12 protein-coding genes and 2 pseudogenes are annotated in these 12844 nt (G+C 61.8%); 8 read left to right on the top strand and 6 right to left on the bottom strand.

Features of this window, described 5'->3' with window-relative positions:
• Positions 1-72 precede the first annotated feature (72 nt).
• A complete protein-coding gene (gene groL / locus N2604_RS10675) occupies positions 73-1713 on the top strand; it encodes a chaperonin GroEL (RefSeq protein ID WP_260374668.1) in 1641 nt (546 codons plus the stop codon).
• 244 nt (positions 1714-1957) lie between these two features.
• Here groL and N2604_RS10670 read toward each other — a convergent pair whose 3' ends face one another.
• Positions 1958-3634: a transposase family protein gene (locus tag N2604_RS10670; RefSeq protein WP_260374667.1), complete on the bottom strand. Its 1677-nt coding sequence runs from the start codon at positions 3632-3634 to the stop codon at positions 1958-1960.
• A gap of 415 nt (positions 3635-4049) precedes the next feature.
• Between N2604_RS10670 and N2604_RS10665 the strand changes: the two genes are divergently transcribed.
• Positions 4050-4283, top strand: coding sequence for a hypothetical protein (locus N2604_RS10665; RefSeq protein WP_260374666.1), 234 nt, complete (start codon positions 4050-4052; stop codon positions 4281-4283).
• A 49-nt stretch (positions 4284-4332) separates the two neighbouring features.
• Here N2604_RS10665 and N2604_RS10660 read toward each other — a convergent pair whose 3' ends face one another.
• Entirely contained in the window at positions 4333-4719 is a 387-nt protein-coding gene (locus N2604_RS10660; protein ID WP_260374665.1) for a response regulator, read from the bottom strand.
• A gap of 9 nt (positions 4720-4728) precedes the next feature.
• Positions 4729-5130, bottom strand: coding sequence for a PRC-barrel domain-containing protein (locus N2604_RS10655; protein ID WP_260376204.1), 402 nt, complete (start codon positions 5128-5130; stop codon positions 4729-4731).
• Between the two features lie 370 nt (positions 5131-5500).
• Between N2604_RS10655 and N2604_RS10650 the strand changes: the two genes are divergently transcribed.
• Positions 5501-5662, top strand: a complete 162-nt coding sequence (locus N2604_RS10650) for a hypothetical protein (protein WP_260374664.1) — start codon at positions 5501-5503, stop codon at positions 5660-5662.
• Between the two features lie 221 nt (positions 5663-5883).
• Here N2604_RS10650 and N2604_RS10645 read toward each other — a convergent pair whose 3' ends face one another.
• Complete coding sequence (locus N2604_RS10645) at positions 5884-6111, bottom strand: hypothetical protein (protein WP_260374663.1); 228 nt, start codon at positions 6109-6111, stop codon at positions 5884-5886.
• A 179-nt stretch (positions 6112-6290) separates the two neighbouring features.
• Between N2604_RS10645 and N2604_RS10640 the strand changes: the two are divergent.
• Positions 6291-6737 (top strand): annotated as a pseudogene (locus N2604_RS10640) (DNA polymerase/3'-5' exonuclease PolX); the annotation flags it as partial.
• Positions 6738-6806: 69 nt separating this feature from the next.
• Positions 6807-7075, top strand: a pseudogene (locus N2604_RS10635) (DNA ligase); the annotation flags it as partial.
• Between the two features lie 234 nt (positions 7076-7309).
• Here the strand turns inward: N2604_RS10635 and N2604_RS10630 are convergent.
• Together N2604_RS10630 and N2604_RS10625 are read right to left on the bottom strand one after the other, a co-directional pair.
• Entirely contained in the window at positions 7310-7735 is a 426-nt protein-coding gene (locus N2604_RS10630; RefSeq protein ID WP_260374662.1) for a C13 family peptidase, read from the bottom strand.
• Entirely contained in the window at positions 7732-8055 is a 324-nt protein-coding gene (locus tag N2604_RS10625; RefSeq protein ID WP_260374661.1) for a hypothetical protein, read from the bottom strand. The genes N2604_RS10630 and N2604_RS10625 overlap by 4 nt, the downstream gene beginning before the upstream one ends.
• Positions 8056-8459: 404 nt before the next feature.
• Here N2604_RS10625 and N2604_RS10620 point away from each other — a divergent pair, with 404 nt between their 5' ends.
• The 3 genes from N2604_RS10620 to N2604_RS10610 all read left to right on the top strand — a co-directional run bounded on the left by N2604_RS10620 (position 8460) and on the right by N2604_RS10610 (position 12473).
• Positions 8460-8855, top strand: a complete 396-nt coding sequence (locus tag N2604_RS10620) for an MAPEG family protein (RefSeq protein ID WP_260374660.1) — start codon at positions 8460-8462, stop codon at positions 8853-8855.
• A gap of 80 nt (positions 8856-8935) precedes the next feature.
• Positions 8936-9538, top strand: coding sequence for an isoprenylcysteine carboxylmethyltransferase family protein (locus tag N2604_RS10615; protein ID WP_260374659.1), 603 nt, complete (start codon positions 8936-8938; stop codon positions 9536-9538).
• Positions 9539-9809: 271 nt separating this feature from the next.
• Entirely contained in the window at positions 9810-12473 is a 2664-nt protein-coding gene (locus N2604_RS10610) for a GAF domain-containing protein (RefSeq protein WP_260374658.1), read from the top strand.
• Positions 12474-12844 lie beyond the last annotated feature (371 nt).

Raw genomic sequence — 12844 nt, 5'->3', positions numbered from 1 at the left:
CCGCTCGCACCGAGGAGCGCCAGCGGGCGTCGCCTCAAAGGTAAGAGCGGCTTAACTCAGGGACATCCAGATATGTCAGCCAAAGAAGTCAAATTCGGCGTCGACTCTCGCGACCGCATGCTGCGCGGCGTCGACATCCTCGCCAATGCGGTGAGGGTCACGCTTGGCCCGAAGGGCCGCAACGTCGTGCTCGACAAGTCGTTCGGCGCTCCCCGCATCACCAAGGACGGCGTCGCCGTCGCCAAGGAGATCGAGCTCGAAGACAAGTTCGAGAACATGGGGGCGCAGATGGTGCGCGAGGTCGCCTCCAAGTCCGCTGACGCGGCCGGCGACGGCACCACCACCGCGACCGTGCTCGCAGCCGCGATCGTGCGCGAGGGCGCCAAGGCGGTTGCGGCCGGCATGAACCCGATGGACCTCAAGCGCGGTATCGACCTCGCCGTCGAGGCCGTCGTGGCGGACCTCGAGAAGAACTCGAAGAAGGTCACCTCGAACGAGGAGATCGCCCAGGTCGGCACTATCTCGGCCAACGGCGATGCCGAGATCGGCAAGTTCCTCGCCGACGCCATGAAGAAGGTCGGCAACGAGGGCGTCATCACCGTCGAGGAAGCCAAGTCGCTCGAGACCGAGCTCGACGTGGTCGAGGGCATGCAGTTCGACCGCGGCTACATCTCGCCCTACTTCGTCACCAACGCCGACAAGATGCGCGTTGAGATGGACGACGCCTACATCCTCATCAACGAGAAGAAGCTCTCCTCGCTGAACGAGCTGCTGCCGCTGCTCGAGGCCGTGGTGCAGACCGGCAAGCCGCTGGTCATCGTCGCCGAGGATGTCGAAGGCGAGGCCCTCGCGACCCTGGTCGTGAACCGCCTGCGCGGCGGCCTGAAGGTCGCGGCCGTCAAGGCTCCGGGCTTCGGCGACCGCCGCAAGGCCATGCTGCAGGACATCGCGATCCTGACCGGCGGCCAGGCGATCTCGGAAGACCTCGGCATCAAGCTCGAGAACGTCACGCTCAACATGCTCGGTCGCGCCAAGAAGGTGATGATCGACAAGGAGAACACCACGATCGTCAACGGCGCCGGCAAGAAGGCCGACATCGAGGCGCGCGTGGCCCAGATCAAGGCGCAGATCGAGGAGACCACCTCGGACTACGACCGTGAGAAGCTCCAGGAGCGTCAGGCCAAGCTCGCGGGCGGCGTCGCGGTGATCCGCGTCGGCGGCGCGACCGAGGTCGAGGTGAAGGAGCGCAAGGATCGCGTTGATGACGCGATGCATGCGACCCGCGCGGCGGTCGAGGAAGGCATCCTGCCGGGCGGCGGCGTCGCCCTGCTCCGTGCCTCCGAGCATCTCAAGGGCATCCGCACCAAAAACGACGACCAGAAGACCGGCGTTGAGATCGTGCGCAAGGCGCTGTCCGCGCCGGCCCGTCAGATCGCAATCAATGCCGGTGAGGACGGCTCCGTCATCGTCGGAAAGGTGCTGGAGAAGGATCAGTACGGCTTCGGCTTCGACGCGCAGACCGGCGAGTACGGCAACCTGGTCTCCAAGGGCATCATCGACCCGACCAAGGTCGTGCGCGTGGCGATCCAGAACGCCTCCTCTGTGGCGGCACTCTTGATCACCACCGAAGCCATGGTCGCCGAGCTGCCGAAGAAGGCCGCTGCCGGCCCCGCGATGCCCCCGGGCGGTGGCATGGGTGGTATGGACTTCTAATCCCAACCATTGGGCGCTCGAAAGAAGAAAGGCCCGGTAGCGATACCCGACCTTTCTGCATTAACTGCGTGTCGTCTCGACGACGATCGCTTCTACAAAAGCCGACCCACGGCAGGCTAAAAGAGCTCAATCCAATTGCTCACGAATACAAGGCGAAGAGGTGACATGATGATTTTGACCGGCGCTGGGCTATAGTGTGTCGCGGCTCCGAATATTGACCCTCGTATTGCCGCATCTGCGAATGTTACCGTGATGGCGCCATTACCGATGACGATCCGATGTCGATTAATCGGTCGCGCCAGATGGCTTTCCTGGCTTGCTCGACGAGAGGGGCTGTGGGCGGGTCGGGCCCTACATAGCCCGAGCCGTCCACAACCCCGGGCAATGGGGCAGCGGTCGTGGCGTCGTCGAGCGTGCACTGGGCGACCAACCATTCGGCAGCCCTCCGTCTGAGCGTCCTCAGCAGACGTTGCACAATCGAATGCTGTCTCTTTCCGAACTCCTCTGGGTATTTCTCGCGCAGCCGGCCGACAATTGCGATCGCCGTCAGCTGCGGCTGCTCTGCGAGCCACGCCTCGATCGCGGCAATATGCCGATCGAGCTTGGACGGCATTCGAACTCTGGTCTTATACGGCCGACGAGTTCGCCGGTGTGTGGCACGCGGCTCGCCGGCCGTCGCGGTCTTGCCGAGCGTCTTCGCGAACGTCGCTGGCGGGATGCTAATGTGAGCGGGTTGCGGGCCGCGCGCCTGTCCGGCACGACGATCGACGCGATTGCCTAATTCCTCTTGGGTCGCGCGAATCTCCGCTAACAGCGCGACCGGATCGAGCGAGCGATACTGATCGCGTAGCCGTTTCTTCACGGCCGCGGTCACCTTGGGATGCGCCAAGGCACGCTCATAGGGCGTCGAAGGGAGATGATAGCGCTTGATCACTTTAGCCCCTCGCGACGCTTCTCCTTCAGCTTGAACGACGGCTGGAAGAAGTTGACGTAGAGCCCTGCCGCCGCATAGAGGCGGCCCCATCATGCGCGCCGTCTCGACGCCATCGAAGCGGCCATAGCCCATGAGGCGGCGGACGACGGCACCATTCTTCTGCTCGACAAACGCCTGATCGTTCTTCTTATAGGCGCGCGAGCGAGTGACTTCGAGCTTCTGTTCACGACACCATGGCACGACGACATCGTTCATGAAGGCGCTATCGTTGTCGAAGTCCACGCCGCGCAACAGCCAGGGGAACAGGCTCTGTGCGCGGTTGATCGCCTCGACGACCAGCGAACCTTCCCGCGTCAGTAACGGCAGGCACTCCGTCCAGCCGGTGGCGACATCGACCATCGTGAGGGTTTGAATGAACGAGCCGGCCACCGACGTGCCGCCATGGGCGACCATGTAGACCTCGCAGAAGCCGGGCACCGGGCTGTTCCAGTCGTTGAACGTGCGGATCGGGACCTCGCGCCGGATTGCCGAATAGAACCCGGCACGGCGCCGCCTGCCGCCGCTCGCCGCGATCTTCACATCGACGAGCAGGCGATCGATGGTGGCGGCGCTGATAGCCAGAACACGATCACGGTCCGACTGGCCAAGCTGCAATCGGCCATGTTGCTCAAGGGCAGGCAGCAAGATCGGGATCATCACCTTGAGCCGCTTGCCGCACACCCGATCCGACGCCTCCCACAGCGCAGTCAGCGCGTCCTTGATCATCGCGCCATATCTGCGTCTTCGCTCTCTTGTTGCCTCGACCTCGCCCGGTCCAACCGCCTCGCGTCGCCGGAGCGCGCGCACCGCATGCTTGCGATGCCAGCCCGTCGTCGCGCACAGCTCGTCGAGGATCGGTCCCTTCTCCGCTCGTTTGGCCGACCGGTAACGCTCCGTCACCGCCGACACCACCTCGCGCCGCGCGCCCATGCTGATCTTTCCCGCCATAGATGCCACCGAACCAATTCGATGGCACTGACCCAATCATCGGCGAGAAGTTGTCCAGTAACATTCTGGGTGAGGCAATGCGCCCTTTCGGCGTCCAACATTGAGCCCGGCTCACTGCTCCAACTCGAAACGGATCCAGGCGTTTACTGCATATCAGATGGGGTCAACGTTGGGCGCCGGTCGGGGGTTAAAAGCCGCGCCGATCGACATTTCGATCATCGTGACGACTCCTTCAAAGCGATCCCCGTTGTTGCGAACAGCTTGGGCTTGCACAAGTTCCCGGCTCCTCGCCTCCTCACTCGAGAACCCGTCGGCCTCGATACGTCTTTCGCCGATCGGGCAGATGGACTCGTGAACCAACATTCGCTCTTGCGTTGTGCAGGCATCCCGACCCCCTCGATTGTGCCCACCAACCATGAGGACCGATCCGCACCAGCATCTCGAATCAGCCGGCGCCTGGGACCGGACCTACCTCGAGTCGCTGATCCGCGAGGACTTCGAGCGATGCCATCCCGGCGAGATGCTGGACGATCTCAAGCGGCGCGCGTCCTTTTCGCGGGAGGACAGAGGCCTGCTGCGGGACTGGATGGCGGTAGCGACGGCTCGCGCCGCGGCCGCATGCCAGGCCAAGGCATCGTCGCCACGCTGACGATGCGTTGGTCCGCGCCGAACGATCCGCAGCCTCCCAACGATCCGGTTCAACTTGGCGCGGCCCCGCCACCGAGCAGCTGCGAGACGGCGGCGGCCAATTGCGCCGGCGCAAAGGGCTTCTGGATCAGGACGCTGCCGTCGACGCCCTGCGATTTCCAATCCGGCGCGCTGGCGCTCGTCATGTAGACCACGGGAAAGTCAGGCGTGATTTCCCTGATCTGCCGCGCCAGCTCCCATCCGCTGATGCCGTCACCCAGGTTGACGTCCGTCAGCAGCGCCCGACACCCCTCGCGGCCGTCGCGAAACGTAGACATGGCCGCCTCTCCCGAATGGACCGAGCAGGCCTCGAAACCGCCGTCGAGCAAGGCGTCCTCGATGAAGCTGCAGATCAGCGCCTCATCCTCGACGACCAGAACACGAACGGCATTACTCACTTTCAAGCCTCAAGCGACCGGCACACCGTAATAGGCATTCACCGAGCGCGTGGTCGCGGGGTCGCTCCAATTCCAACTGCTCTCGTCGGCGTATTTGGGGGCGCCACGGAGCTGGTCCTGGGTGATGCCGGTGACGTAGCCACCGAGGTTCGTGTCGTATTTCAGCGCCTGCCAGGGCAGCGGATAATGATCGTCGCCGATGCCGAGCAGGCCGCCGAAGCTGAGCACCGCGTAGGCCACCCTGCCGCTGACCTTGTCGATCATGACGCGCTCGATGTAGCCGACCTTTTCCCCGCCGGCCCCGTACACGTTCGTGCCCTCAACCTTGTCGCTTCCGATCAGGCTGAACGTCTCGCGATCCTGAAGAGCCTCCTCGGCGAATCCTGGATCAGCCCACCGCTGTTCGACCATGAAACCGTGGCGCGGCTGGTGGAGCTGGGTCTCGTGGAAACCGAACCGCTTCCATCCGGAGATATCGAATACCGCATCACTGACGCGGGGCGGGCGGCGGTTTCTGCGTGACAGGGACGGAGCGGCCAGCAGGGTCATGAAGCGCGCTGCGATGGGACCTGACCGAGGCGCGACGGGCGGCGGCAGCGAAACTCCGCCCGGACAAGAGTCCAGGTTCCCCGGGCCACGGTATTGTCGGGGATAGACCGTTGCGGGGACGCCGGTCTCGCTCGCGCTCGACGCCTGAGGCGCGAATGCGCTGAATTTCGCCGAACGTGGCTGCAACCCGGGACCCGTTCTGACGCAGACGGTTTGGAGATCGCAACAGACCATGGCCGCCCAAGCGCCGAAGCTACTCGAAGAGCTGCAGCGATACCGAAGGCTGCACGCGGAGGCGACCGACCCGCTTGCCGTGCGGCTGCTGCAGGACACCATCGCCGAGCTTGAGGCAAGCCCGCCCACCGAAACAGCAGGACACAGGCATGAAAGCTGACAATGGCTAGGCCATGACCCGAGGTCGGCATCGGCATGGGCTACGAACGTCGTTCCATTTTGGCAATCCTGCGGGCCCAGTTGGTTGTTGAAGGCCCGTTTCTATCGACGAGAGTGGCCTTGCCTGCCGCGCTCACGCCCCTTTAGTCAGCGATACCGGCCGCCCCTCCGATACGGGGTACTCCAGGTCGAACGGCCCGCGACACTGCGCTTGCCACGGAATCATCCTTTCGGCAGGTCTAATTCCTCGACCGCCCGGCCGCAGATTTCGGCGGGATCCTTGAGGCCGGTCTGACCGAGCTCGATGATCTTCTTGGCGATCAGTTCGGTCAGAGGGTCGTTGCGATCCTGCACGCCGATCCTGCGGAGCGCCTCTTCGTAGGCTCTCGAAAGCCGTGCAATCTCTTCCGGCCCCAGAGGTGAGTTTTGAAGTATTCGATAGATGGCCAACTGTCATACCCCCGGCTCGGGGTAACTTAGCACCGATGTGCTGTGGGAGCGTTGCATCATTGCGGCTAATTTTAACTTCCGCACCCGTGCAGGCGTCGGCCAGAAGAGCGTCGCCGATGAGCCTTGAACAAGCTGGCGTCGGTTCACCTGTACTCCTCGCTACTGCTGCCGCGGCCGGGCTTGACCGTTTCGACTTCGTCGTCGCCAGCATCCACGGCCGGTTCAAACTGGACCGCAAAGCCCAGACGCAGCGCCTGCTGCGGGCCATTTCCGATCCTCACACGACCATCATCGGCCACATGACCGGGCGGCAGCTCCAGCGGCGACCGGGCTACGAAATCGATGTCGAGAAGGTGCTTCGGGCTTGCGCAAAGCATGACGTGGTCGTCGAGATCAACGCTCATCCGTGGCGGCTAGACCTCGATTGGCGCTGGCACCAAGCGGCGCTCGATTTCGGCTGCATGATGAGCATCAATCCGGACGCGCACTCGATTCTCGAGCTCGACCACATGCACTGGGGCGTCGAGATGGCCCGCAAGGGCGGTGTCCCTGCCGACCGGGTCCTAAACGCGATGACGCTTGCGGATATCACGCGCTACCTCCGCCAGAAGCGGCGCTCGCTCGCCGCGCCGCCTGATGCCGCAGGGGCACGACATGGCGCTCGAGGGGGGAGTCGTGGCGGTCGCCGCCGACCAATTGGCAGGGACGGCGTACCCCATTTTCAGTTCCTTCAAAACGCCTTTCGCCACAAGGCCAAGCTTTTGTACTGCGCGTTCGACCTCATGTTCGCAGAGGGTGACGACCTGCGCGCGCTGCCGCTCCTGGAGCGCAAGAAGCGGCTAAAGGTCATCCCTTCCGCGCCACAAGCTCATCGCGTTCAGCAACCACCGCAAAGGCAGGGGAACGAAGTTGTTCGCAGAAGCCGAGCGGAAACATCTCGAAGGTATCATGGCGCGATGCGCAAGGTATCCTCGGGATGCTGGACTACGAGTAAGCGAACCGGAAGCAATATCTTCCGGCATCCAAGAGAGAGTCGACTGGCCCGATTCCTACGTTAATCTCGCGCAGCGCAAGCTTTCTGCCAGCAAATGTGAAGTGCCTGCGTTTGGCTCGAATGCGAAGTCTAAGCGGGCAGCCAAATAGTCTGCTTATCGAGGGTGACCGGAAACGGCGATGCGCCGGCGTTCACGGCGGGTGTTCAAGGGCGTCCGACGAGCAATGGCAGCACGTCTGCACCGCCCGCCATGAGCGGATTCGACGGCTCGAAATGTTCCCGCAATTCTCGCTTCCGGACGAGTGAGCGCGCATCGAGAAACGCATCCTTCAGGCTGACGGCTTTCCGGAGCGCGACGTTGAAAAAAGCGTCCCCAAAATAGGTCCACTTGGCCTTGTCCTGGCAGCCGAAGGACGGATGCTTGTCATCGGCTGCGGTGATGACCAGCACATCGGGAGTCGCCAGGCGCGGAATAAAAACCCCGGAATAACAAGCCGAGATGACCACCACCTTGTGTCGCACACTTGTCTTCGCGAGCATGTCGCGGAGACGAGATGGCGTAAGCGTTTCTGTCAGCCGCCCCGCCTTGATTGCAAGGCCATCAGGAGAGCCATGCGAGGTGAGAATCAAATCAGAACATCTTTCTCGGGATCCAAGCGGTTGGCTGCCGTCTGCAACGACTTGGTCAGAGCTTCGATCGTTGCACTTCCCCCTTTCTTGGAATTGTACTCCACGTTGATCGGTCCAGTCTCGAAACGACCGGCCACGACCTGAGCCGCGCTGATCGCCTCGGATCTAAACACGCCTTGATCCCCATACAGGCCAAAGGACACCACGCCAACCTTTGCAGCGCCCTCAATAGCACGTACCGGAGGAACCAATGGCCAGATGGTCAGAAAAAAAGCGACCAGCGGCGCGCCGAACCGCCTGATCGAGGACCTGGAGGTCATCGCGAACCTCGTTTCGAGATCGCCGCTTCAGAACTGCGGCTCAACACAAAATAGCGGAAAGCCAGTGGATTTTCATCCTTCGGAATGGAAGTGCAAGGGTCCGGACATGGCCGACGGCGACGTTCGATGCGCCTCAAAAAATCCGCTTGTCAGGGAGGACCGGAAGCCCCGATCCGGCACATTGAGGGCAGAGTCTGACCCTGGCTGTGTAAAAACGCGAACAGTCGAAAGCCAGCTAGAACCACGTTCTTTTGTTCGCCATTTCGCTTGAAATTGCTTGCGAGCATGAGCGCTACATCGGCCTTCGACGAAAAACTTGTGCTATCGCACTCGACCGTCGGGGCGTTTTCACACAGCCAAGACCCATAACAGACATCCACGCGGCTGAGGGTATACTGTCTTCTATGACCATCGAAGTCGTCCTGCTCGTCGCAAGCGTAGTCCTAGGCATCGTGCACATCATCATCGTGTCGCACTTGCAGAGCGGGCAACGCGGCTATCGATGGACAGGCAGCTCAAGGGAACACAGCGTTGCGCCGCTCACCGGCGTTGCCGGAAGAGCGGATCGAGCGCTTCGAAACTATCTTGAGACCTTTCCATTCTTCGCCGCTGCAATTCTTGTCGTCACCGTGACGAACACACACAACTGGCTCACGGTGTGGGGAGCCCACTTCTACTTTTGGGGCCGCATCGCCTACGCAATCCTGTATAGGGTGGACTTGCCGTTAGCTCGTTCGCTCGTGTGGAACATCCCGACTATCGGCATCCTGATGAATGTTGCCGGTCTATTCCTGAAATGACGGCTGAAATGGTAAGGTAGCGGATGCCAGTCACCGCTTACCTCGAGGCAGCTTTGTTCGTAGTGGCCGCGGCGGCCGCATTGTTCGCGGCAGCCGGGACGGTCGCCATCCCGGACTTTTGGGCGTATCTCGCAATTCTGGCCGCCGTCATGATCGTTTCGTTCGCGGCACTCGATCCGGACCTCCTTCACGAACGCATGCGGCCGGGCGGCAAGAAGCCGCCGCTCGCGTTGAGGTTCTTCTCGCTGGTTCTGTTCATGCATTGGATCGTTGCCGGGCTCGACCGTGGCCGTTTCCATTGGAGCGACAACGTGCCCGGCTGGCTGCAAGGTGTTTGCCTGTTCACGTTCGCAGCTGGCTACGCCTTGGCACTATGGGCTATGCGCGTCAACAGGTTTTTTTCCTCAGTCATTCGCATCCAGACCGACCGCGGTCAGCGCGTCGTCACCACGGGACCCTACGCCTTCGTCCGCCATCCCGGATACACCGGCGGGATTCTGATCATAGCGGCAAGCGGACCCGCACTTGGATCTTGGCTCGCGGCCGCGGTCGTTGTGATCTTCAGCCTGCCGTTTCTGCTCTATCGCACCGTCACGGAGGATCGAATTCTTCAGATAGAGCTTGCGGGCTATTCGGATTACGCCGCGCGGGTCCGATGGCGGCTCATCCCGGGCATTTGGTGAGCGCCGGGAAAGATGCTGCTCGGGATGTTGCCATCACAGAGAGGAAGCAAGCGAGCCATGTCTGAAGGTGGCCCATCGCTGCCGCATCGCACGGCCGAGGATATGTCCGCTGTAATGAGTAGACCGGAGCTTACTTAAATCGGGCCAAACCGTCGCGATTGACCCAACTCGGACGTTAAGCGGCTAGTCTGCGGCTGACTGGGGCGAATCCGCCCCTTCCGTTCCGATGGCCAAGACAGATAAGATGCCCGCTCTCGATCCAGGGGCCGGAATGACGCGCGTGGTAAAGACGGGCAACAAGGCAGCCAAGGCGAGAGCCCGCAGGAGAAGTGCGCCAAAAGGTCGCAAATCGGCCAAGACCAAGTGCGGGATAGCCCCATCTGCCACTCGTCGCGAGGCAGTTTCGGTTGCCGATCTACAGGCGCAGCTTGAACGTCGGACTGTAGAGCTGGATCAAGCGCTGGAGCAGCAGACCGCGACTTCTGAAATCCTGGAGATCATCAGCTCCTCGCCGGGCGAGCTCGATCCCGTGTTCCGGAAGATGCTCGAGAACGCCTGCCGTGTCTGCGAGGCGAATTTCGGCACGATGAACATGTGGAACGGCGAGGAATTCAACAACGTTGCCCGCCACAACACCCCGCCGGCGTTCGCCGCGTTCCGGCAGCAGACGCCGATCCGGCCGCATCATCCGGACACGCCGATGGCCCGGATCGTCCGCACCCATCAGGTCGTGCATGAGCATGATCTCAAAACGAACCCCGCCTATTTAGCCGGCGTTCCCAATGTCGTTGGGCTTGTCGATATCGCCGGTGCCCGGACGATCCTGGTTGTGCCCATGTTGAAGGAGGATGAACTCCTCGGCGTGATTACGATCTACCGCCAAGAGGTCCGTCCCTTCACCGACAAGCAGATCGCGCTGGTGGAAAACTTCACCAAGCAGGCCGTGATCGCCATCGAGAACACGCGGCTGCTCAACGAGCTTCGCCAGCGCACTGACGATCTCACCGAGGCGCTGGAGCAGCAGACTGCGACGTCGGAAGTGCTGCAAGTCATATCCCGCTCGCCTGGCGGACTTGGGCCGGTGTTCGAGGCCATGCTGGAAAATGCCGTGCGCATCTGCCGTGCCAGTTTTGGCACGCTGCTCCTGTACGAAGGCGACAGGTTGCGGCGGGTGGCGCGAATGGCTACGCAAAACGTGCCGGAATTGTACGCGCCCGACCAGGAAACGCCGCCACACTTCATCGCGCCGTTTGATGGGGCACCTTCGCTGGGGCGCCTCGTCGAGACCAAGGCGCTGGTTCACATTGCCGATATCGCCACCGAGCATCCCGACGATCTGATCTACAAGGTCGCCGCAGCCCGCACCGTTCTGATTGTGCCGATGCTCAAGGAGAGCGAGCTTGTCGGCGCCTTTGCCGTCTACCGCAAGGAGGTGCAAGAGTTCAGCGACAAGCAGGTCGAGTTGCTAGAAAATTTTGCGGCACAGGCGGTGATCGCCATCGAGAACACGCGGCTGCTCCGCGAGCTGCGCGAGCGCACCGAGGATTTGACCGAGGCCCTGCAACAGCAGACGACGACCGCCGACGTGCTCAAGGTCATCAGCCGCTCCGCATTCGACTTGCAGGCCGTGCTCGATACGCTGGTCGAATCGGCGGCACGACTATGCGAAGCCGATATGGCGGCGATTACCCGCAAGATGGGCAATGTTTATTTCCGGGCAGGTTCCTACGGCTTCCCCGCAGAATTCGCCGAATATGTCAGAGATCTCCCCGTCGTGCCGGACAAGCGCACGATCACGGGCCGGACCTTGCTGGGCGACAAGGTGATCCATGTCACCGATGTGCTCGAAGACCCCGACTACTCCTTTGAAGGCCAGGAACTGAGTGGCACTCCCCGTAGCTTCCTTGGTGTGCCCTTGCTGCGAGAAGGCAGCCCAATCGGCGCCATTGTCCTCGCACGTCGCTCAGTCCGGCCGTTCAACGACAAGCAGATCGAACTCGTTGCCAGCTTCGCCGACCAGGCGGTGATTGCGATCGAGAATGTGCGCCTCTTCGACGAGGTGCAGTCCCGCACCAAAGAACTTGCCTCCTCACTCGATGATCTCCGCGCCGCGCAGGACCGGCTGGTGCAGACCGAGAAGCTCGCTTCCCTCGGCCAGCTCACTGCCGGCATCGCGCATGAGATCAAGAACCCTCTCAACTTCGTCAACAATTTCGCGGCGCTGTCTGCCGAGCTGACGGACGAGCTGAACGACATCCTCGCCTCGACCACTCTCACTGAAAGCATTCGCGGCGAAGTCAATGAACTCACCGGCCTCCTGAAGGACAATCTCGCAAAGGTGGTCCAGCACGGCAAGCGCGCCGACTCCATCGTCAAGAACATGCTGCTGCATTCCCGCGAGCGGCCGGGTGAGCAGCGGCCCGCCGACATCAATTCGCTGGTGGATGAAAGCCTCAATCTTGCCTACCACGGCGCACGCGCCGAAAAGCCCGGCTTCAGCATCGCGCTGCAGCGCGACTTCGATGCGAATGCGGGTGCGGCCGAGCTGTTTCCGCAGGAGATCACGCGCGCGTTGCTTAATCTGATCTCGAACGGTTTCTATGCCGCGACTAGGCGAAAGGCCGAAGCAGCCGACGATACCTTTGAGCCTGTCCTTAGCGCTGCCACCAAGAATCTTGGCAGGACAGTCGAAATCCGGATTCGGGACAATGGTGTCGGCATTTCGCCCGAAGTTAGAGAAAAGATTTTCGATCCCTTCTTCACCACCAAACCGGCCGGAGAAGGAACGGGGCTCGGCCTCTCAATGACCCATGACATCATTGTCAAACAACACGGCGGCAGGATCGACGTCGAGACCGAGCCTGGCGCATTTACTGAGTTTATCATTACCCTGCCGCGCGGCGACGGCACCGCATCCGGCCAGCGGCCGGAATGATTGCTTATGGCCCATCTGCGAAGTCGCGCCTCGGCGGTCGGAAGTCCGCTCGTTGAGCCAAAGCGGACCAGACTTGTTCAACCTGAGTTCTTCGCGTTTTGACCCGAAGCGGTCATCCCGGATATCGCAGATTTCGAGCGATTGGAGCAAAATCAATACGAAGGCAGCAACGCGACCTCGATCACCCGGTTAAGCACCATCAGCGGCCCAGCTTACCGGAAATTCAGAATGGGCTGCAAAACACCTAGGAAATGCGAGGACAGCGCATCGAGCGTCCGCATCTCCCGGCAACTCTCCGCGCCTCACGCCATCACGCAGAATTTCCAGAAAAGCTGCTCGCTATCGTGCCGCGCCCCTATGCGGTTCGCCAA

The organism is Bradyrhizobium sp. CB1015 (assembly GCF_025200925.1).
GTDB lineage: Bacteria > Pseudomonadota > Alphaproteobacteria > Rhizobiales > Xanthobacteraceae > Bradyrhizobium.
The sequence above is the reverse complement of the archived record's forward strand: the minus strand, read 5'-3'. Positions and strand labels throughout refer to the sequence as shown.